General features: G+C 65.0%; 19 protein-coding genes. 8 read left to right on the top strand and 11 right to left on the bottom strand.

Going from position 1 to position 20,704, the window contains the following annotated elements; translation table 11 throughout:
• Positions 1-25: 25 nt before the first annotated feature.
• Together DL891_RS13925 and DL891_RS13920 are read right to left on the bottom strand one after the other, a co-directional pair.
• Positions 26-1,162: an AI-2E family transporter gene (locus DL891_RS13925; protein ID WP_111721042.1), complete on the bottom strand. Its 1,137-nt coding sequence runs from the start codon at positions 1,160-1,162 to the stop codon at positions 26-28.
• 117 nt (positions 1,163-1,279) lie between these two features.
• Positions 1,280-1,744, bottom strand: a complete 465-nt coding sequence (locus DL891_RS13920; RefSeq protein WP_111721041.1) for an N-acetyltransferase — start codon at positions 1,742-1,744, stop codon at positions 1,280-1,282.
• Between the two features lie 153 nt (positions 1,745-1,897).
• On the opposite strand from DL891_RS13920, the gene DL891_RS13915 reads away from it, so the two are divergent.
• Positions 1,898-2,416 (top strand): hypothetical protein, encoded by a 519-nt coding sequence (locus DL891_RS13915; RefSeq protein WP_157962515.1) that lies wholly within the window; start codon positions 1,898-1,900, stop codon positions 2,414-2,416.
• A gap of 82 nt (positions 2,417-2,498) precedes the next feature.
• Here DL891_RS13915 and DL891_RS13910 read toward each other — a convergent pair whose 3' ends face one another.
• From DL891_RS13910 to DL891_RS13880, 7 genes are all read right to left on the bottom strand, one after another.
• Positions 2,499-3,197 (bottom strand): HAD hydrolase-like protein, encoded by a 699-nt coding sequence (locus DL891_RS13910; protein ID WP_111721039.1) that lies wholly within the window; start codon positions 3,195-3,197, stop codon positions 2,499-2,501.
• An 80-nt stretch (positions 3,198-3,277) separates the two neighbouring features.
• A complete protein-coding gene (gene nucS / locus DL891_RS13905; RefSeq protein ID WP_111721038.1) occupies positions 3,278-3,973 on the bottom strand; it encodes an endonuclease NucS in 696 nt (231 codons plus the stop codon).
• Between the two features lie 10 nt (positions 3,974-3,983).
• Complete coding sequence (gene manA, locus DL891_RS13900) at positions 3,984-5,180, bottom strand: mannose-6-phosphate isomerase, class I (protein ID WP_111721037.1); 1,197 nt, start codon at positions 5,178-5,180, stop codon at positions 3,984-3,986.
• A 73-nt stretch (positions 5,181-5,253) separates the two neighbouring features.
• Complete coding sequence (locus DL891_RS13895) at positions 5,254-6,540, bottom strand: MFS transporter (RefSeq protein WP_111721036.1); 1,287 nt, start codon at positions 6,538-6,540, stop codon at positions 5,254-5,256.
• Between the two features lie 195 nt (positions 6,541-6,735).
• On the bottom strand, positions 6,736-8,070 hold the full coding sequence (locus DL891_RS13890; protein WP_232819190.1) for an MATE family efflux transporter: 1,335 nt from the start codon (positions 8,068-8,070) through the stop codon (positions 6,736-6,738).
• A 78-nt stretch (positions 8,071-8,148) separates the two neighbouring features.
• Positions 8,149-9,597: an aminopeptidase P family protein gene (locus tag DL891_RS13885; protein WP_232819183.1), complete on the bottom strand. Its 1,449-nt coding sequence runs from the start codon at positions 9,595-9,597 to the stop codon at positions 8,149-8,151.
• A gap of 209 nt (positions 9,598-9,806) precedes the next feature.
• On the bottom strand, positions 9,807-10,163 hold the full coding sequence (locus DL891_RS13880) for a GntR family transcriptional regulator (protein ID WP_111721090.1): 357 nt from the start codon (positions 10,161-10,163) through the stop codon (positions 9,807-9,809).
• Positions 10,164-10,658: 495 nt separating this feature from the next.
• Here DL891_RS13880 and DL891_RS13875 point away from each other — a divergent pair, with 495 nt between their 5' ends.
• The gene (locus DL891_RS13875) at positions 10,659-11,681 is read left to right on the top strand and encodes a patatin-like phospholipase family protein (protein WP_111721035.1); all 1,023 of its coding nucleotides are present in this window, start codon (positions 10,659-10,661) and stop codon (positions 11,679-11,681) included.
• A gap of 279 nt (positions 11,682-11,960) precedes the next feature.
• On the opposite strand, the gene DL891_RS13865 is transcribed toward DL891_RS13875, so the two are convergent.
• Positions 11,961-13,241, bottom strand: coding sequence for an MFS transporter (locus tag DL891_RS13865; protein ID WP_232819182.1), 1,281 nt, complete (start codon positions 13,239-13,241; stop codon positions 11,961-11,963).
• A gap of 170 nt (positions 13,242-13,411) precedes the next feature.
• Here DL891_RS13865 and DL891_RS13860 point away from each other — a divergent pair, with 170 nt between their 5' ends.
• From DL891_RS13860 to DL891_RS13835, 6 genes are all read left to right on the top strand, one after another.
• On the top strand, positions 13,412-14,776 hold the full coding sequence (locus DL891_RS13860; RefSeq protein WP_111721032.1) for a TrkH family potassium uptake protein: 1,365 nt from the start codon (positions 13,412-13,414) through the stop codon (positions 14,774-14,776).
• Positions 14,769-15,467: a TrkA family potassium uptake protein gene (locus DL891_RS13855; protein WP_368665636.1), complete on the top strand. Its 699-nt coding sequence runs from the start codon at positions 14,769-14,771 to the stop codon at positions 15,465-15,467. Before DL891_RS13860 ends, DL891_RS13855 begins: the two co-directional genes overlap by 8 nt.
• A gap of 50 nt (positions 15,468-15,517) precedes the next feature.
• On the top strand, positions 15,518-15,910 hold the full coding sequence (locus tag DL891_RS13850) for a PPOX class F420-dependent oxidoreductase (protein ID WP_111721031.1): 393 nt from the start codon (positions 15,518-15,520) through the stop codon (positions 15,908-15,910).
• A 42-nt stretch (positions 15,911-15,952) separates the two neighbouring features.
• Positions 15,953-17,968, top strand: coding sequence for a M13 family metallopeptidase (locus DL891_RS13845; protein ID WP_111721030.1), 2,016 nt, complete (start codon positions 15,953-15,955; stop codon positions 17,966-17,968).
• The gene (locus tag DL891_RS13840; protein WP_111721029.1) at positions 17,968-18,870 is read left to right on the top strand and encodes a serine hydrolase; all 903 of its coding nucleotides are present in this window, start codon (positions 17,968-17,970) and stop codon (positions 18,868-18,870) included. Before DL891_RS13845 ends, DL891_RS13840 begins: the two co-directional genes overlap by 1 nt.
• Before the next feature lie 95 nt (positions 18,871-18,965).
• Positions 18,966-20,351: a glycine--tRNA ligase gene (locus tag DL891_RS13835; protein WP_111721028.1), complete on the top strand. Its 1,386-nt coding sequence runs from the start codon at positions 18,966-18,968 to the stop codon at positions 20,349-20,351.
• A 48-nt stretch (positions 20,352-20,399) separates the two neighbouring features.
• Here the strand turns inward: DL891_RS13835 and DL891_RS13830 are convergent, their stop codons facing one another.
• Complete coding sequence (locus DL891_RS13830; protein ID WP_111721027.1) at positions 20,400-20,663, bottom strand: DUF6458 family protein; 264 nt, start codon at positions 20,661-20,663, stop codon at positions 20,400-20,402.
• Between the last annotated feature and the right edge of the window lie 41 nt (positions 20,664-20,704).

The following is a 20,704-nucleotide window of genomic DNA, read 5'->3' as shown; positions in this document are numbered from 1 at the left end:
GGAATTCGATGGAGGGGGCGTTGGGTCAGACCTTGGCGTCCTGTGCGGGGAAGACGATTTTCTGCACGATGATGATGAAGGAAGCGGCAATTGGAATCGCGACCAGTGCTCCGAGGACACCGCCGACCGCGCCGCCGCCGACCGCCGCGATCACCACGATCGCGCCGGGGACGGCCACAGCTTTGTTCATGATCCGGGGGCTCAAAACATATGCTTCCACCTGCATGTAGATCAGATAATAGATGGCGGCTACCAGTGCGGTCAGCGGGGACGCGATCAGACACACGAGCACGATGATGATCGAACCTGTCAACGTTCCGATCAGGGGAATGATGGAGAGCAGGAACGCCGCCACGGCCAGCAGCGCAGGAGCCGGCGCGCCGATTATCGTGAGGAAGATGAAGCTCAGGATGCCGTTGACCAGGGCGAGGCTGACCTGGCCGATCACGTACCGCCCGATCGCCTGGGTGATCTCCTCGCTGACCGCGATGAACCCCGGGCGCTGGGCCGCGGGAACGAACCGGTAGCTCGTCCGTTTCATCGACCGCAGGGAGGCCAAGAAGTAGAGGGTCAGGATCAGGACGATCACGGCGCCCGTCACACCGCTGGCGACACCGGCCCCGACCGAGAGAATACCGCCACCGATGGCGAGCAGGTTGTTCGGATCCTGGAGGAAGTTGGCCCCGCTCTGGATCGCCTGGTTGACGTCGAAGGCTCCTTGGAGTTGCTGGTCCAATCCTGTGACGAAGTCGCTCTTCGCGATGGCGTCGACCATGTCGGGGAACCCATTGATGAAGTGTGTGGTCTCGCGCACAATCACGGGAATCACGGCGAAGAGCAATCCGGCGAAGATCGCAATCACCGCGGCGAAGACGACTCCGATCGCCAGGCCGCGCGGCATGCGCCTCTCGAGCCAGGAGACCAGGGGATCGAGGCCGAGAGCAATGAACAGAGCAACACCGATGTAGATGAGAACAGTACTGAGAAGGCTGATCACGCCGCCGATGAGAAGCGCGACCAACACCCCGAGGCCGCCGATGAGTCCGATGCGGAACGCGTTCACGCGCACAGTGGGACCGGCCGCATGCGTTGTGCGCGTCTCGGCAGATTCCGTGGTCACGGTGACCTCGTCCAACCCTCTGGTGCGTTTGCGAAACCTCATCCTCGACACCCCTTGTCGGTCTTGTGTTGTGAATACCCTATTGGAGGGGATGAGGGACAGTCGGTTGCACGTGATGATCGGTGCCGTGTCGTCTGTCGCCGCCGCCCCATGAGCGCATCACAGCACCTTGAGCATCTGGATCGCGGTGGTCTGGTAGCCGAGGGACTCGTACAGTGTCCAGGCCGCGGTGTTGTAGCCGAAGACGTTGAGTCCGAGTGAGTGCCCGCCCTCCTGGCGCACCACCGCCTCCGCAAGCGCCATCGCCTCGCGCCCGAACCCCTTCCCTTGGTGGGCGGTGTCGATTGTCACGTCCCACACCCACCACGCGTCGTTGTCTGCGTCGGTGTGCGGGCCTATCCACAGACTGCCCACAACTGTCTCCCCATGCACCAGATCGTAGACGTGATGATTCTTCGCCGGCACGCCGCCAGGAAAGTGGGCTTCCAATGACTGGTCGGCGCTCGCCCGCGCCTCGACCGGGGTTTCTCCGGCCCGAACCCGGCTGGTGATGTACTCGGCGTGACTGGTGCTCAGCCACAGGGTCAATCGCTCGGCCGACTTCGGCTCCAGTCGAATGGTCATGTGCCCAGTCTCGCACCAGAGCAACCCACAAGCGAGTAATCATGGTGTCGACTCGAGGGCCTGTGACCGGTGTACATCCGGGCGTACCCTGATTCCAAGCGCTCACCGACGAGTACGGTTCATCATTCCGGCGGAGGTTGTACGAGTATGCGCATGAAACGAGTTGTTCTTTCGGCCCTTTCGGTCAGCCTCCTGGTCACGGGATTGACCGGCTGTTACGTCACCCGTGCTGGCGTGGGAGATCAATCGGTCGAATCGCTCAGCAACGGACCCCAGGTGCCACCGGTCGAGGTCTCGCAAGCCGACAACTTGCTGATCCCGCTCCCCGTGCACGGGGAGGCGATGCGTCTGGTTCACTCCGCCGCCGACCCGGCGATGACCGTCACGGGATCAGCCATGGCGAATTCGTCCGGGTACCAACTGGTCGCAGCCTGCTCGGTACCGACGACGGAAGTCGTGGTTGCTGCAGATACAAACGTCATGGTCACCCTGTCCCAGTCGCCGGACGGCCCATCGATCATCGCGGATGAGGTCGTTCCTTGTGACGGCAGCACTCATGCCATCGATGCGCTCCCGCCCAACTCTGACTCACCGCAACTGGTGCTCACCTTCTCCGGCGACATCGATCAGGTTGCGGACGCCTACGCGATTCTTGTACCGACGCAGAAGTGAGCGCACAGAACGCGCGACGGACTGTCCCAGTTCAGCCGGGCGGCTCAGTGCTGGGGCACAGCGCTGAGGTCAGGCCACACGCTCAGCCCAGAAGGAGGCGACCGAGTTGGTCGGCCGAGTGCACGACTGCCATCGTGCCCTCGGCTTCGGCGGGTGAACCATATCCCCACTCGACCATGATGGTTGGAATGTCATGAGCGGTCGCGCCAGCCACGTCATAGCTGCGGTCGCCCACCAGCACCACTTGGCTGAGGTCGACACCCTCACCCTGCAGGCGAAGCAGGGTCTCGGCAACGATGTCGGATTTGGCACTGCGCGATTCGTCTTCTGAGGCGCCGCAGAGCACGGTGAAGTACTGGGACAGGTCGAAATGATCGAGAATCATCACCGCTTGTGATTCCGGCTTGGAGGTCGCCAATGCGATCGGGATCCCCGCCTTGTGCAATCGGACGATCAGGCCGGCCACGCCGGGGAAGACGGCGCTTCCGTCATAGGGGCCGTCCACCTGCGCGAAGCGCCGGTACACCGTCAGGGCTTCGCGAGCCTGCTCCGGGTCCATGCCGGCAAAGTCGCGGAAGGAATCGAGGATGGGTGGGCCGACCCACCGCATGAGTTCTTGCTCGCTCGGAACCGGGCGTCCGAGCTCAACAAGGGTCTTCGCCAGTCGATCGGTGATCCCCGGGGCCGAGTCCATGATGGTGCCGTCGAGGTCGAAGAGTACGCAGGTCCACCGTCGTGTGAGGCGGATGACGGCTGTTTCGGTCAGTACTGAATTAGTCATTTCCACTCATCTTACGTCTCGTCGCTGCGGGAGCCGTTCAGCGTCTCGTCGCCGGCGTGCGCCCGGAGCGCGCTGCACCATCAGAACAGGCGTGAGTCGGAGTCGTCCAGGCCGCGCATGGCGTCGTAGTCGAGCACCAGACAACGGATCCCCCGGTCTTCGGCCAACGTGCGTGCCTGGGGCTTGATCACCTGCGCGGCGAAGACCCCGGTGACCGGCGCCAGGTGCGGGTCACGGTTCATCAATTCGAGGTAGCGAGTCAGTTGTTCGACGCCGTCGATGTCGCCGCGCCGCTTGAGCTCCACCGCAACGGCATTGCCGCCGGAATCCCGGGCCAGGATGTCGACCGGCCCGATCGCAGTCATGTACTCACGGCGCACCAGACTGTGCCCGTCGCCCAAGAGTTCGATCTGCTCGGCCAACAGCCGCTGCAGGTCTGATTCGACGCCGTCTTTCACGAGCCCCGGATCGACGCCCAGCGAGTGCTCGGAATCGTGCAAGATCTCGTGGATCGAGACCACGAGAACGTCGGCGGTCTTGGTCTGCGTGACCTTCCACACCGCGGTCACACCGGCCGCTGCCTGAGCCTCATCAGGGGCGGCCTCGGTCAGTGAGCAGGGCGGGCTCATCCAGTTGAGTGGTTTGTACGATCCGCCGTCTGAGTGCACGAGCACGCTGCCATCTGATTTGAGCATCAGCAGGCGGTTGGCCAGAGGCAGGTGGGCGCTGAGACGTCCGGCGTAGTCGACGGAGCAGCGGGCTATGACAAGTCGCACGGGTTCGAGCCTACGGGACGCTGGCGATGACAAGCAGACCGTGGCCCGCGACCGTCAGATCGCCGTCGACATCGGCCGCGAACAGCGCGCCACCGACAGGCAGGGAGAGGGGATCGGGTGCCGTGGCGCGCTCGGCCCGAACTGTCACCAGTCCGTCGACGCAGACCGCGATGCGGGGCCCGGATCCGGCGATGACCTGTTCCCCGCCTGAAGTGCACGTCACGACGGTGAGGGCGAACTCGGCGGCTTCTGGGCTGAGCACCCGCACCCCGGGGGCGATCTCGTCACCGGGCAGCATCGCCAGTGGGGTCGGGTCGAACCGGGTGTTCGCGAGCAGGCCCTCGACGTCGACGTATTTGTTGGTGAGCCCCGCGCGAAAAACATTGTCGGAGTTGGCCATGACCTCGACACACAGCCCGCTGAGGTAGGCGTGCGGGATGCCTGACGGAACGAAAAGACAGTCCCCGGGCCGAAAGCGCATGTGCACCAGCATCAGGGAGGCCACGCATCCGGCGTCTCCCGGAAAGTACTGCGCCAATTCGGCCACCATCTGGTGGGCGTCGGCGACTTCGGGGCCATTCGCCGAGAGTTGTGTTGCCTCAGCGACGATCTGATCGACTTCTGCCGCTCCCAACTCGACCAGCCGACGCAGACACTCCTTCATGCCGGCTGGGCCGGGCTCGGCCGCCAGCAGACGATGGGCCCCGCGCAGTGCCGGGTGGTTGTAGGCGGCAAGCAGCTCGACGATCAGGGCAGGGTCCCGAAAGCCGACCAGCCCGGAGAATTCGGTGAGGGCAAAGACCATCTCAGGTTTGTGGTTGGTGTCCTTGAAGCTCCGGTGCGGGGCATCGATCGGTACCCCCTCGATCTGCTCGGCGATGAAACCGGTGTGAGCATTCGCGGGAGTGGGATGCACCTGCAGCGACACCGGTTCGCCGGGGGCGAGAAATTTCATCAGGAACGGCAAGGTCGGCCCGAACTCGGAGATCGATCGGCGACCGAGCAGTCGCGCGGGGTCAGAATCGATCAGTCGGTCGAGCGTGGTCTGCCGGCCCTGCTCGTCCGTCACCCCTGAGGGGTCAGTGGGGTGTGCGCCGAACCAGACCTCGGCCAACGGGCCGCCGTCCTGCGGTAGGCCCAGCAGTTGCTGGATCTGGGTGGTTGACCCCCAGGCGTAGTTGCGAGGAATGCCGGTCAGTTCGTACATTCGTGTGTGGGCTCCAGGTCGAAATGAGAAATGTGGGTGCCGTGGGCGGGTCTTCAGCCGGGCAATAGTGGCATCATTCGAGGGTACCCCCACCAACTGGTGACTCACGTCGCTGCGGCTCGCGGGCGGCCGACGACGCGATTCCGGAGACGATGACCATGAGCACCACGGCGAGGAGGGCGTACAGCAGGCCAAAGGCGTGCCCCAGGGCGCCGATCAGCGGCGGTCCGATCAGGAACGCGCAGTAACCGATAGTGGCGACGACGCTGACGTTCGCCGCCGCGTTCTTCGGGTCATCCGCTGCTGCCGACATGCCGACCGGAAACCCGAGTGCCGCCCCGAGGCCCCAGAAGATCACGCCGACCACGGCGAGCTGTGGAACAGGGATGAAGATGAACATCAGCATGCCGACCAGGGCCGACAGCGCCGACGCTCGCAGAACCGGCACCCGGCCGAAACGGCTGAGCACCCGAACGCCGAGGATGCGGCCGATGGTCATCGCGGTCACGAAGATCCCGAAGACGAGCGCGCCGTTCGCCTTGCTGAGGCCGTGACCGTCGACGGCCGCGAGCGAAAGCCAGTCATCGGCGGTGCCTTCCGCGAAAGCCATGCCGAGCACAATCAGTCCGATCAAAAGGATGCGCGGATTGCGCCAGGAAGCGAGCCTGGTTCGCCAGGTATCGGGGGGCTCGACGCCGACAATGGCGATGCCCGCGGTAGTGGTCGGGATGATCCCGTGGCTGCTTTCGCGCGGGATCGCACGGGAGACGTGGAGGACCGTGGCCGTCATGGCGACGGCGATGACGGTGATGTGGATGAACAGGGGCACACCGGTCACCTCGGCGAGCCACCCGAGTCCTGCGCCGAGCATGGTGCCTGCGCTGAACGAGGCATGGAACAGCGGCATGAGGTTGGTGCCGAGGCGCTGCTCATTCGCAGCGCCGCTCACGTTCATCGTCACGTCACAGATCGAGAAGCCCACGCCGAAGACGGCCAACCCGAGAAGGATCAGCAGGTAACTCGGGCCGATCGAGGCACCGAGGGCGGCCACGAACAGGCCGATGGACGAGAGTGTCATGAACACGCGCAGGGTGCCCCGGGCTCCCAGGCGGGCGAGAATGTGGCTGGCGCCCAGCAGGCCGATTATGGAGCCGACCGAGAGGCTGAAGATCAGCCAACCCATCTGGGCGGTATCCGCGTCGAGGGCATCCCGCACGGTCGGCAGGCGGGAGACCCAACTGGCCAGAGAGATCCCACAGACGGCGAAAACCACGAAGATCGCATTGCGCCAGCAGTGCAGCTGGTGCACATCTTCGGCGGAGGGTGTCGCCCGGTGGGGGTGATGATCGAGAGTGGGCACCCAGTGACTATATGCGCTTGTCGCAGGGAACGTCGGCGTCGCGATGCAGCACGCTATCGCCTCGCGACCTGATCCGCGTGCTCGGTGGTGAAAATTCAGGAGATCACGGGTGCCGGCAGCCAGGGCGGCCCCGGCCCGCTGCGCTCCTGAAATTTTACGCGTGACCAGCGGGCCGGGGGTTGAGACGCGGGCGGCTCAGGCGCTGCCGGTGACCATCCACGCGCGGCCCCGGGAGCGCCAGCCGAGGGTCATTGCGCGGGCACCGATGTATCCGAAGCCGAATGCGACCCATAACCAGGCGAGACCCGCAACGCCCTCGGGAGCCCAGGCGAGCACGGTCCAGGCCATCGGGGCGAAGACGGCGACGTTCACCAGGCCGGTCAACGCAAGGTAGCGCACGTCGCCGGCGCCGATCAGCACGCCATCGAGCACGAACACGAAGCCAGCCAGCGGAATCCCCGCACCGAGAAGCACGAGGGTCAGCGGCAGCAGTTCCAGCACCTCGGGCGCTCCGGTGAACACCGGCCCGGTCACCGGGCTGAGCGCCATCACAATGATTCCGAGCAGGAGGCCACCACCGATGGCCCACTGCAGGCATCGAGCCATCACCGCCCGCGCTGTGCTGACGTCGCCGGCCCCCAGCGCCTGCCCGACGAGGGCCTGTGCCGCGATGGCGAGTGAGTCAAGCGCGAAGGCGAGTGTGGCGAAGATCGTCGCCGCCACCTGGAAGGCAGCGAGTTCGCCCGCGCCCTGCTGCGTCGCGACATAGACCGCGAGCAGCATGGCGGCGCGCAGGCTCATGGTGCGCACCAACAGCCAACCGCCCGATCTGGTGGATGCTCGCAGCCCGGCCCTGCGCGGTGTGAGCCGGGCCTCCGATTGCCGGGCGTGTCGTAGCACGACGACCAGGTAGACGGCCACCATGCCCCACTGGGCGATCACGGTGCCGACCGCCGAGCCGACCACGCCAAGCCCCAATCCGTAGATGAAGATCGCGTTCAGGGCAATGTTCGTGACAAAGCCAACGCCAGCGACCCAGAGTGGGGTTCGGGTGTCCTGCAACCCGCGCAGCAGGCCGGTCGCGGCAAACACGAGCAGCATGGCCGGCAGCCCGGCCATCGAAATGGCCAGATAGGCGGTGGCTGCCGCCGTGACCTCTGCGTTGGCGCCGAACAGGCCGACCAGCCAGCCCGAGGTTGCGGCACCAGCCGCTGCGAGCAGGATCCCGAGCACAAGGGCGAGCCAGAGCCCGTCGATGCCGACACCGAGCGCGCCTTGCCGGTCGCCTGCGCCGAGACGGCGCGCGACCAGTGGCGTGGTGCTGTACGCGAGGAACACCATCAGCCCAACGATGGTCTGCAGCACGGCGGAGGCCAGGCCGAGACCGGCCAGCGGTTCGGCACCGAGGTGGCCGACCATCGCTGAATCGGCAAGCAGGAAGAGCGGTTCGGCGATCAGCGCCCCGAGCGCCGGCACCGCGAGGCGCAGGATGTCGCGGTCGACCGCGTGGCGAGTGAGTAGGGATCGGATGCTCACCACTCTAGTTTCCCGCTCCAGGGCCCTGGGGGTGCAGTCGTGCTCGGTTGCTCCCCGGTACCGATCGTGGCGTCAGCGAGTGTGCTCTGCGAACCACGCTTCGATGCCAGTGGCGTCAATGGGCAGGGCATCCGACAGAATGTCCGTTCCGGTCTCGGTGACCAGCAGGTCATCCTCCAGGCGCACGCCAATGCCGCGCAACTCAGGTGGAACGGTGAGGTCCATCTCGTGAAAGTAGAGTCCGGGCTCGACCGTGAGCACCATGCCCGGCTCGAGGTCGGCGCCCTGGTAGCGGTCGTAGTGGCTCTTGGCGCAGTCGTGCACGTCCAGACCGAGGTGGTGGCCGATTCCGCAGACCAGGTAACGGCGATGTTGTTGCCCCTCGGGCGCGAGCGCCTCGTCGACCGAGACCTTCAAAAGGCCCCAGTCCTTGAGCCCCTCGGCGATCACCTGCATCGACGCGGTGTGAAAGTCGGAGAACTGTTTGCCGGGTGCGACCGCGGCCATGCCGGCGCGGTGCGCCTTCTCGACCAGGTCGTGCACCTGGCGCTGCAGGGGGCTGAACGTGCCCGCCGCCGGAATCGTGCGCGTCACATCCGCGGTGTAGAAGCTGTTCACCTCGACCCCCATGTCGAGCAGAACCAGGTGGTCGGCGAGCACCGGCCCGTCGCAGCGCACCCAGTGCAAGGTGGCCGCGTTTCGGCCGCTGCCGACGATGGTGGTGTAGCCCACGCCGTTGCCGTGCGTGCGGGCGTGGCGGTCGAAGGTGCCCTGCAGCCAGCGCTCGCCGGCACCCGCGATGGCGGTCGAAAACTCCCGCACGGTGGCGGCGAAACCAGAGACGGTGTGGTCGACGGCCTCGCGCAACTGGGCGATCTCCCACGCGTCCTTGACCAGGCGCAGCTCGCTCAGCGTGCGTCGCAACTGTGTCGAGTCTGCGGCCCCGAGCACGGACTGCACCGTCTGATTCGGGTTGCCGGCGACCATCGGCGACTTCAGCCCGCCGAGCACCTCAGCAAGAACACTCGATCCGCGAGTGTCGAGTTGCAACGCCGTAGCCCAGTCGGCCGGGCTCGGCGCGGAGCCGACCCAGAGTTCGCCGAATCGGGCGTTGGAGTAGAACCCGGGATGGCCCGGGTAGAAGGGCTCGGGCAGGTACAGGGTCGCGTCGTGGCCGCTGCCGGCCGGGGTCATGACCAGTACCGCCTCCTCGGCGGCGCAGCCGGTCAACCAGTAGAAGTCACTGTCCGGGCGAAAGTCGTACATGGTGTCGTTCGCCCGGGTGGGAGCGAGGCCGGAGGCCAGCACGATCGTCTGGCCGGGAAGTTCGGCGCTGAGCCTCGCCCGGTGGGCGGCCGCGGCCTCTGGGGCACCGGCGACCACGGGCGGGGTGCGGTCGGGCGTGGTCCAGCCGTCGCTCATGTAGGCGTTGAACTCGGCCGAGTCGGCCAGGCGAGGCATGCGCGGGTCCTTCCGCGCCGGCTTGGGCATGGAGGAGGCGGCTGGCTGGTCGAGGTTCATGGAGTTCCTTCGCGTGGTGCGTGTCTTACGTTTCGAGGAGCGTTATGCGCGGAGCGTGACGCCTTATCGGTGATGCGTAACATATTACCGTCGTGTGCCTGTCAGCTCACTGGAGTCAACCTACGCCGGCGTCGGTCGGACTCTATCCGGTGAGGTTCGTGAGGATGCGCTTCCCGATGCGCGGGAAGAGCATCCTGACACCCCTCGGCTCAGCGGATGCCGAGGGCGGCTCGCGCGATGGCCAGGGCCTCGGCGGGCTGGGCGCCCAAAGACCTCGCGCGTTCGGCGTATGCGGCCGCGGCCAGCTGCAGTTGCTTCTGGGTGGCATCGCCGGTCGCGGCCACGAACGAGCCGTGCCGGCCGCGGGTCTCGATCACCTCGTCGCGCTCGAGCTCGCGGTAGGCGCGCGCGACCGTGTTCGGCGCGAGCCGCAAGTCTTCGGCGAGACGGCGCACCGTGGGCAGCTTGTCGCCCGGCACCAGCTCGCCCTGCCGCACCAGTTCGATGACCTGCACGCGCAGCTGTTCGAACGGGGGTGTCGCCGAGCGCGGTTCAATGAGAAACATCTGTGGACTCCCAGTGCTCTGTTCGGTGTACCCGGTCGTGCTTGAGCCGTGCATGACGAGAGACTCCGGTTCGGTCCGCGAGATGATCCGCCCGTCCCAACCGGGGCTGACAAATCGCTGGACAGCGGTATTCTTCTCGTTCTACCTCAATGTACCAATACAATCGTCGCGGGACAAGAAGCCTGTGTGAAAAGAGTCCTTTTTAGTTTTGAGCGCCGGTGTTGAGGCTCCACCCAGGCTGAGAGCCGAGACATTCGTGGAGCCACACCACGAGGAGCCACACCACGAAGAGCCACACCACGATGAGTGCCTGGATCGATTCACGGGAAATCGCTGTGCGTCCCGGGTATTGACAACTAGCGTGCACAGGCGGAATCTGAGCATGAGAGTGCGGATGTCACCGGTCTACTTGATGAGGCTTCGAGTGATCCGCTGAGAACGTCCAGGACCGGCAGAAGTGCTGCTGGTGCATTGCACGAGAAAAGAGCGGGGCTCATGGCCGACGCAGATCTGGTTCTCGAGGGTGGGGGAGTCAAGGGCTCCGGACTGGTCGGGGCGATCACGGCACTGGCAGACCGCGAAGATCCGTACACCTTTCACCGGGTGGCCGGAACATCGGCCGGCGCCATCGTCGCATCCCTGCTCGCTGCCGGCTACCAGGTGCCCGAAATCAAACAGATCATGGACGACCTCGACTTCTCCCGCTTCGAAGACACTCCGAAGCCGTTTGGACATGTCCCGCATATCGGGGCGGCCTTGGGGCTGATCTTTCATGAAGGCATGTATTCGGGAAACTTTCTGCACGATTGGATCGAGCAGACGCTCGCCGCCCGGGGCATCCACACCTGGGCAGACCTCAAGCAGGACGACCCGGGCAGCAGTCTGCCACCCGAGCAACGCTACAAGCTGGTCGTGATCGTGTCGGATGTCTCGCGGGGCTTCATGCTTCGGCTGCCCTGGGACTACCGCAGCCTGCTCGGCGTCGACCCCGACACCCAATCGGTCGCGGATTCGGTTCGCGCCTCGGCCTCCATTCCGTTCTTCTTCGAACCGTTCACCATGGCCTGCGACCCGGAGGTGACCGGTCACCCGAAAATCCTCTGCACCGATGGCGGCATGCTGTCGAACTACCCGATCGACATCTTCGACCGCACCGATGGCCAGCCGGAACGCTGGCCCACGCTCGGGGTCAAACTTTCGGCCCGCACCAACTTGACCAAGGCTCCGTGGAACTCGGACGCCAACAGTTTTGAGCTGGCCAAGTCGCTGCTGGCCACGATGCAGTCGGCGCACGACCGGGTGCACATCGTTGACCCGGCCTTCGCCTCGCGCACCATCTTTGTCGACACCACCGGCTTCGCCGCCACCGATTTCACCTTGACGCCGCAGGACAAGGCCACGCTTTTCGGAAATGGGCAGCGCAGCGGCCAGCACTTTCTGACCGCCTGGGACTGGGCGGCGTGGAAACAGGGCAAGTACCAGGATCTGCTCCGAGCAGTTGCGGCAGCGCCGTCGTGAAGGAGCGGGCTCAGCAGCTGAGAATTTCAGATGCCACGGGGGCGGATGGCGAGACGGAGGTGCGTGCGAAGTTCGCCGATAAGCCAGATGACAACCGCATCATGGCCGAGCGTCTACGCGCTGACGAGACTGACCGCATCCGACGAGATGACGATCGCGGCCCTCGTCAAAAAATCATGGGCTGAGCGGCTGTTAACCGTGAGGTGCGCCTCAGTGCCCGGCCCAGGATGAGCCTTTTGGCGCCCGTCACGGCAACGTACATCGCAATGCCGGCGACTCCTACGGGAGCGGGTTGAGAGCGTCGTAATGGCGGAAGCCGCTGTGCAGGCGCAGCAGCAACGCGATCAGCGCGATGATCACCAGCCCGCCGAGCACGGGCGGCAGCCAGAGCATCCCGAAGATCGCGATGACACCGACGTAGAGGTCGCCGACTCGTGGGCCCCCGGTGACGACCACCGTGAAGATTCCCTGCAGGCGCCCGCGCATGTTGTCGGGCACCGCCGTCTGCAGCATCGTCGTGCGGAACACCGCGCTCACGTTGTCAGAGGCGCCGGTTCCGGCGAGCATGATGGCCGCGAGCACGAGCGCCGGCATGTTCGTGCCCGCCGCCTGGTTCGTCGCCTGTCCCAACCAGCCCAGTGAGACCAGTCCCAGGACAACACCGAAGCCAAACACGAACAGCCCATAAAAGCCGATCGCCCAGCCGATGGCCCGGCCCTGCCAGCGCACGCCGCCGAGGCGCCCGGAGAAGATGCTGCTCACGAGCGCCCCGACCGCGACGGCCGCGGTGAGCACCCCGACCGTGATCGCCCCGCCACCGAGCAACACCGCCCCCACGGCGGGAAACAGGGCGTGCGGCCGCCCGAAGGTCATGGCAATGATGTCGACGACGAACGACATGCGAATGTTCGGGGCACGCTTCAAAAAGGCGATACCGACCCGGATCGACTCCAGGCCTGGACGGTGCCGCTCCCCCTCGGGCACGATGGGCGGCAGTGAGACGATGCCAAGAAAGGCGGCGGCGAACAGCACGACATCGATCGTGTACGTCCAGTTGAAGCCGACACCGGCGACCAGGATCCCGGCCAGTGCCGGACCGACGGTCACCATCAGCCCGAAGCTGATCCCCTGGAGCGCTGCGGCGGCCGGGAGGAGTTCGCGCGGCAGGATTCGCGGTTGGATAGCGGCCCGGGACGTGCCGATGATCGTCGCGGCCACCGCGTTGAGCGCGGTCAGCAGATAGAGCGACCACACCGTCTCCAGATTCAGCCATGCCAACCCGGCGATGGTCCCGGTCGAGGCCCAGGCCACGATCGCCGCCACCAGTGCGACCTTTCGGCGGTCGAACGCATCGGCAAGCATGCCGCCGTAGAGCCCTGCGGCAACCATCGGCACCAGGGCGAACGTGCCCACCATCGCCACCGCAAAGGTGGACTGGGTGAGGTGGTAGACGTGCAGGCCGACGGCCATGAAGGTCATCTGGCTGCCGATGCCGGCGATGCCACTGCCCACCCACAGGCGCGCGAATGCGGGGCTGACTTTGAGCGGAGTGAGGTCCACGAAGTGGTTACGGCGGGTCGTGGGTGAGGATCCGGAATCTTCCGGAGAGGGCTGAGTGCGGGGGGCGGTCGAGGGCGTCATTCAATGACACAGCTTATAAGGCAAGTCGGGGCCCGGCCGTATTGTGGGTGCACGCGACATTCGGCGTGGAACAGGACTAAAGTGAGCGCGTGGCCACCCGCAGTACGGTGCCGAAACGCACACGGACCCTCCACCGCGCGCGACCCGCACAGGCGGTGGCGGTCGCGTTCGCCGCAGCAATCATCGTGGGCTCGCTTCTCCTGCTCCTTCCGTTTTCCCACGCGGCCCAGGGCCACACGACAATCATCGAGGCACTGTTCACCGCGACCTCCGCGGTCTGCGTCACCGGGCTCACCGTGGTCGACACGGCGACCCACTGGAGCCCATTCGGCCAGGTCGTGATTCTCGTGCTGATCCAGGCGGGCGGGTTCGGCGTGATGATCTTCGCCTCCATGATCGGCCTTGTCATCGCGCGAAAATTGTCCGTGCGCACGCGGCTCACCGCCGCTGTCGAGACGAAGGCGCTGTCACTGGGTGACGTGAAGGGCCTGATCCGCGGCATCGCGAAGATCTCAGGGCTCATCGAGGGCTCTGTCGCGCTCCTGCTCACGCTCCGCTTCTGGCTCGGATACGGGCACGACTTCGGGCAGGCACTCTGGCTGGGGGTCTTCCACGCGGTGTCGGCGTTCAACAACGCCGGGTTCTCGGTGGTCGAAGGCAATCTCGTCCCGTTCGTCTCCGATCCGTTCATCGGCCTACCGATTGCGGCCGCCATCATCCTCGGCGGCCTCGGGTTTCCGGTCATCATGCAACTGCGACGAGAGTTCCGCAAACCGTTGCACTGGAGCATGAACACGAAGCTCGTGCTCTGGATGACCGCAGTGCTGCTGATCGGCGGCACGGTGCTGATCGGAGCGGTCGAGTGGACGAACCCGAAGACCTTGGGCAGCCTCGACGACCCAGCCAAGGTTCTTGCCGCATTCTTCCAATCGGTGCAGACCCGCACCGCGGGCTTCAACTCGATCGACATCGGAAGCATGCACCCGGCCACGTGGCTCGGCATGGACGTTCTGATGTTCATCGGAGGTGGGCCGGCCGGCACGGCCGGCGGTATCAAGGTGACCACGTTCGCCGTGCTCTTCTTCATCATGTACACCGAGCTGACCGGCGAAGGCGCCGTCAATATCTTCGGCAAGCGGCTCTCCCGTTCCGTGCACCGCCAGGCGATCACGGTCGTACTGCTGGCGACTGCCCTCGTGGTGGCGGCGTGCGGCTCGATCATGCTGTTGACCGGGCGTGACCTCGACCAGGTGTTGTTCGAGGTGGTCTCTGCCTTCGGCACGGTCGGCCTGTCCACTGGGATCACCGCAGAACTGCCCACGGGCGCCCATCTCATTCTCATGGTGTGCATGTTCGTCGGCCGGTTGGGCCCGATGGCGCTCGGCAGTGCGATTGCGCTGCATGATCGCAGGCTGTTGTATGAGTATCCACAGGAAAGGCCCGTCATTGGCTAAGTCACGAATGTTCCCCGGTGCACGCCCCGCCCGTATCGCCGAGGCCGATTCGGTGGTGGTGATCGGCCTCGGCCGGTTCGGGTGCGCACTCGCAGGGGAATTGATGAAATCAGGCACAGAGGTGCTCGGCATCGACACCGACGAAGAGATCGTGCAGAGCCTGAACGGTGTGCTCAGCCAAGTGGTGCGGGCGGATGCCACGAAGGAGGAGGCCCTTCGTCAACTTGCGGTGCCGGAGTTCGACCGTGCGGTGATTGCGATCGGAAGCGACATCCAGGCCAGCATCCTCACCGCTTCGCTGTTGTTGAAGTTCAAGATTCCGGTTGTGTGGGCGAAGGCGGTCACTGATCCGCACGGCCAGATCCTCAATCAACTGGGGATCCATCACGTCGTCTACCCGGAGAAGGACATGGGTCGGCGGGTCGCCCACCTCGTGCGCGGGGCCGCCCTGGACTTCATCGAGGTCGATCAGGACTACGTTCTGGTGAAGATGGCCCCGAACGCGTTGGTGCTGGGCAGGCCGCTCGGCGAGATGCGGGTGCGCGCCAAGTACGGAGTGACCATCACCGCGTACAAGCGGGGTGACGCGGGCTGGGTGAACGCGCAGTTGGACACAGTGCTCGAGCCTGAAGACACGATTCTGGTGGCGGGGCGCACGGCCGATGCCGAGGGCTTCGGCCAGATGCTCTGAGCCGGCGAAAAATCTGGGCCAGGCGCTGATCGGTGAACTAAAATGGTGCCATGTCTGAGATCCCCGCTGATCACCTCGACCTGCTTGAACGCCCGATCTTCGCTCAGCTGGGGACGATTCGCCCCGACGGATACGTGCAAGTCAATCCGATGTGGTTCGAGTACGACGGCCAGAACATCCGGTTCACCCACACGACGACGCGCTCCAAGTTTCGCAACCTCAAGGCCAACCCGACGATGACCCTCGCGATCACCGATCCGACGGACCCAATGCGGTACATCGAACTGCGTGGGCACCTCACCGAAGTGATTGCCGACCCGAGCAGTTCGTTCTATCAGGAACTGGGCCGCCGCTACGGAAACGAGAGCACGGCGGCGCCGCCGGACAAGGCCGAACGAGTGATCCTCGTGATGACCATCGATGCCGTCGGCAGGGTGCGTTGACTCGCCCACCGCATCGTCAGCGGCACCGCCTAGGCTGGACGCATGACTGACCTCTCCACTGACACGACTGCACAGGCCGACGCAGAATCCGGCATCGACATCGCCGAACTCGACCCCCGGGTGCGGCCGCAGGACGACCTGTTCCGGCATGTCAACGGGCGCTGGATCGATCGCACCGAGATCCCCGAGGACAAGGCGCGCTGGGGTTCGTTCATGCTGCTGGCCGAAGCTGCCGAATCGGCGGTGCGTGACATCATCATCGAGGCGCAGTCGGCCGAGCCGGGAACCGGTGAGCGCCAGTTCGGCGACCTGTACGCGAGTTTCATGGACGAGGACCGGATCGAAGCGCTCGGCGTCACCCCGATCAGCGCCCAGTTGGCCGAGGTCGCCGACATCGACACGATTGACGCATTGCTCTCCACGATCGGCGCGGCAGAACGCGACGGTCTGTCGAGCTTCTTACAGTTGTTCGTCGACAACGACCCCGGCAATCCGGAGCGTTACCTGGTCTTCGCCGAACAGGGCGGTATCGGACTGCCCGACGAGAGCTACTATCGCGAAGAGCGGTTCGCCGCGGTTCGGGAGGCCTACCTCGGCCACGTCGAGCGGATGCTGCGCCTCGCCGGCCTCGACGACGCGGCAGCCCGGGCAGCATCCGTCTTCGAGTTGGAGACCTTGATCGCCGCCCGCCACTGGGACAACGTGCGATCGAGGGATTCCGAGGCCACCTATAACCTGCTCGCTTTCGAGCAGGTGAGAAAGTTGTTCCAGTCAGAAGACTCCCCCGCTGATCAGGCGTCGGCCGACCTGGGGGTGTGGAGCGCCGCGCTGGGAGTTCCGGCCGGCGCGCTGGATGAGATCGTCATTCGGCAGCCTAGTTTCGTCTCGGGGGTGGGCGCCCTGTTGACCGAGGGCCGCCTTGAGGCCTGGAAGAACTGGCTTGCCTGGCAGATCATTCGCGGAGCCGCAGGCCTGCTGTCATCGGACTTCGTCGACGAGAGTTTCAGCTTCTATGGCAAGACCCTCTCCGGAACCCCCACCCTGAGGGCACGATGGAAGCGCGGCGTCTCCCTCGTGGAGGGCTCGCTCGGCGAGGCCGTCGGCCGCATCTACGTCGACCGGCACTTTCCGCCCGCCGCCAAGGGCGAGATGGACGAGTTGGTGAAGAACCTGGTCGAGGCGTACCGGCAATCGATCACCGGGCTCGACTGGATGGGCGAGGACACCCGCGCCAAGGCACTGGCAAAGCTTGGAAAGTTCACGCCCAAGATCGGCTACCCGGTGAAATGGCGCGACTATTCCTCGATCGAGATCGACGAGGCCGACCTGATCGGCAATGTGCGTCGCACCAGCAGGTACGAGTTCGACCGGGAACTGGGCAAGATCGGCAAACCGCTCGATCGCGACGAGTGGTTCATGACCCCCCAGACCATCAACGCGTACTACAACCCGGGCTTCAACGAGATCGTGTTCCCAGCGGCGATTCTGCAGTATCCGTTCTTCGACCCCAAACGCGATGCGGCAGCGAACTACGGTGCAATCGGAGCGGTGATCGGGCACGAGATCGGGCACGGCTTCGATGACCAGGGTTCCAAGTACGATGGCGACGGTCGGCTCACCGACTGGTGGACCGCAGCCGACCGCGAAGCCTTCGAATCCCTGACCGCGGCTTTGATCGAGCAGTTCAACGGCCTGGCCCCCAGGCAGATTCCCGACCACCACGTCAACGGGGCGCTGACCATCGGTGAGAACATCGGAGACCTGGGCGGGCTGTCGATCGCCTGGAAGGCCTACCTGATCTCGCTCGACGGCAAAGAACCGCCTGTGCTGGACTCTCTGACCGGAGCGCAGCGCTTCTTCCTCTCCTGGGCGCAGGCGTGGCAGATGAAGTTGCGCGACGAGGAGGCAATCCGGCTGATCGCGATCGACCCGCACGCGCCCAATGAATTCCGTTGCAACCAGATCGTGCGCAACATCGACGAGTTCTACCACGCCTTCGGAGTGACCGACGCCGACCAGTTGTGGCTTGACGAGGCCCAACGGGTCACCATCTGGTGATGGCTGCCCGGGCATCAGAGCGCCGCGACCGCCAGCACCGGCTCCGGCAGGGCAAGCACCGCGAGAGCATGAACGCGGAGAACTTCTCGCGCGGGTTCGCGGCACTCGGTCAGTTGGCGCTCGAAGGGGTGCAAGTATCAGCTCGTGCGGTCGACCTGAACTCGCAGAGGGTGCTGTTCTCCGTCGATGACCACGTCACCATGCCGATCGCCAGTGTGGGTAAGGTGCTCCTGCTGATCGAGGTCGCTGCCCGGCTGACCGAGGCCGATGCATCCGGCTACCAGATCCTTGACCGCACGCCGGGTGATGCGGTTGCCGATTCCGGCATCTGGCAGCACCTGCAGGCGCCCGCGCTCCCCATCGCCGACCTCGCGGCCCTGGTCGGGGCGACCAGCGACAACCTGGCCACCAATGTACTTCTGCGCCACATCGGACTCGATGCCGTGCGCACTCGCGCCGACTCGCTCGGGATCACCCGAACGGCGCTGCTCGACCAAGTACGTGACAGCCGCGGGCCAGATGATGCCCCGCACCTTGCGGTCGGCTCGGCCAAGGAACTCACCTGGCTGTTCTCGGCACTCGTACGCGGGGAGGTCGTTGACCCCAGGACCAGCAGCCGCGTTGTCGGATGGCTCTCGCTCAACACCGACCTGTCCATGGTGGCCAGCGCATTCGGGATGGATCCGCTGGCCCACCGAGCGGGCAACCATGGCGTGCTGTTGATGAACAAGACCGGGACTGACAACGGAATCCGCTCGGAGGCAGGCGTGCTCCGGGGGCCCCGCCATGGGGTGAGCTACGCCGTCACGATGCAATACACCGAGGTCTCGCTCCCAGCCAGGCTCTCGGTGCTCGAGGCGATGCGTCAACTCGGTCTCGACCTGTTGGAATACGTGCACTGAACCGGGTGACTCCACCCCGCCGCGGGCATCCGTAAACTAGACGGGTGCCGGGCGATCCGTCCCGGTTCATTCCCCAGCACCCCATTGGAGCCACCGTGGCCGCGCCATCCCGTCTTGATTCCGTCATCGCACTCGCCCGTCACCGCGGGTTCGTCTTTCAGGCGGGCGAAATCTACGGCGGATCACGCTCGGCCTGGGACTACGGGCCGCTCGGTGTCGAGCTGAAAGAGAACATCAAGCGCCAGTGGTGGCGCAACATGGTGACCAGCCGAGACAATGTGGTCGGCCTCGACTCGTCGGTCATTCTGCCTCGCAAGGTGTGGGAGGCCTCGGGGCACGTCGAGGTGTTCAGCGATCCCCTGGTCGAGTGCACCAGTTGCCACAAGCGCTTTCGCGCCGACCATCTGGAGGAGGAGTTCGAGGAGAAGAAGGGCCGTGCCCCGGAGAACGGCCTCGATGACATCCCCTGCCCGAACTGCGGCAACCGGCACACGTGGACCGAGCCGCGGGCATTCTCCGGCCTGCTCAAGACCTTTCTCGGCCCTGTCGACGACGAGGCCGGCATGCACTACCTGCGCCCGGAGACAGCGCAGGGCATTTTTGTGAACTTCGCCAATGTGGTGCAGGCCGCACGGATGAAACCGCCGTTTGGAATCGGCCAGATCGGCAAGAGCTTTCGCAACGAGATCACGCCGGGCAACTTCATCTTTCGCACGCGCGAGTTCGAGCAGATGGAGCTCGAGTTCTTCGTCGAGCCGGGCACCGATGAGACCTGGCACGAGTACTGGCTCGAGCAGCGCATGGACTGGTACACCGGGCTCGGAATCAAGCGGGAGAACCTGCGATTCTACGAGCACCCGAAGGACAAGTTGTCGCACTACGCCAAACGCACCGTCGACATCGAGTACCGGTTCGGTTTTTCAGGCAGTGAGTTCGGCGAACTCGAAGGCGTGGCCAATCGCACCGACTTCGATCTCAAGACCCATTCTGAGGCCAGCGGCAAGGATCTGACCTACTTCGACCAGCCGCAGGAGGAGCGCTGGACCCCATATGTTATCGAGCCGGCGGCCGGCCTCACCCGCTCGCTGATGGCGTTCCTGGTCGACGCGTACGACGAGGAGGAGGTGCCGAACGCCAAGGGTGGCACCGACAAGCGCACAGTGCTCCGGCTCGATCCCAGGCTGGCACCCGTGAAAGTTGCCGTGCTTCCGCTCAGCCGCAATGAGGCACTCTCTCCGATGGCTCGGGAGTTGGCTGCGAGCCTGCGCGAGAGCTGGAACGTCGACTTCGACGACGCCGGAGCGATCGGCCGGCGCTATCGCCGGCAGGACGAGATCGGCACACCGTTCTGTGTCACGGTCGACTTCGACTCACTCGACGACAAAGCCGTGACGGTTCGCGATCGTGACACGATGCAGCAGGAGCGGATCCCGCTCGAGAGCCTCTACGGCTACCTTGCTGAACGGCTCAAGGGCGCGTAGGGGGCAACAGGTCGCTGTGTGCCCGCCGCAACGCGCAACCTTGTGAGTTCAGATCGCGGGTGGAGGTGGCGAACTGTTTCGCTCTGTTCTGTCGACCCGTTCTCCCGTGGCCGGGTCAGTGCTTGACCGCACCGTGACACTCGAGCTGCGCCTCCGCGCGATCAACACGATTCCGAGGATGATGCCGACCAATCCGGCAGCCATCAAGATATAACCGACCATCACCAGATTGATCCAGTCCACCTGCACGTCCAGGGCGAAAGTCAAGATCGCTCCGATCACCACGAGCAGAATTCCGGCACCTAAACTCATTGGGCTTCTCCTTTTGTTTCGGTTGGATGGGAACAGCCTAG

This window comes from Homoserinimonas sp. OAct 916, assembly GCF_003260275.1.
GTDB lineage: Bacteria > Actinomycetota > Actinomycetes > Actinomycetales > Microbacteriaceae > OACT-916.
The sequence above is the reverse complement of the archived record's forward strand: the minus strand, read 5'-3'. Positions and strand labels throughout refer to the sequence as shown.

Bases quoted from the DNA above. Each gene is read 5' to 3' on its own strand.
- DL891_RS13925 (WP_111721042.1), bottom strand. From the start codon at position 1,162: ATGAGGTTTCGCAAACGCACCAGAGGGTTGGACGAGGTCACCGTGACC.
- DL891_RS13920 (WP_111721041.1), bottom strand. From the start codon at position 1,744: ATGACCATTCGACTGGAGCCGAAGTCGGCCGAGCGATTGACCCTGTGG.
- DL891_RS13915 (WP_157962515.1), top strand. From the start codon at position 1,898: ATGAAACGAGTTGTTCTTTCGGCCCTTTCGGTCAGCCTCCTGGTCACG.
- DL891_RS13910 (WP_111721039.1), bottom strand. From the start codon at position 3,197: ATGACTAATTCAGTACTGACCGAAACAGCCGTCATCCGCCTCACACGA.
- manA (WP_111721037.1), bottom strand. From the start codon at position 5,180: ATGTACGAACTGACCGGCATTCCTCGCAACTACGCCTGGGGGTCAACC.
- DL891_RS13885 (WP_232819183.1), bottom strand. From the start codon at position 9,597: ATGAACCTCGACCAGCCAGCCGCCTCCTCCATGCCCAAGCCGGCGCGG.
- DL891_RS13880 (WP_111721090.1), bottom strand. From the start codon at position 10,163: ATGTTTCTCATTGAACCGCGCTCGGCGACACCCCCGTTCGAACAGCTG.
- DL891_RS13875 (WP_111721035.1), top strand. From the start codon at position 10,659: ATGGCCGACGCAGATCTGGTTCTCGAGGGTGGGGGAGTCAAGGGCTCC.
- DL891_RS13850 (WP_111721031.1), top strand. From the start codon at position 15,518: ATGTCTGAGATCCCCGCTGATCACCTCGACCTGCTTGAACGCCCGATC.
- DL891_RS13845 (WP_111721030.1), top strand. From the start codon at position 15,953: ATGACTGACCTCTCCACTGACACGACTGCACAGGCCGACGCAGAATCC.
- DL891_RS13840 (WP_111721029.1), top strand. From the start codon at position 17,968: ATGGCTGCCCGGGCATCAGAGCGCCGCGACCGCCAGCACCGGCTCCGG.
- DL891_RS13830 (WP_111721027.1), bottom strand. From the start codon at position 20,663: ATGAGTTTAGGTGCCGGAATTCTGCTCGTGGTGATCGGAGCGATCTTG.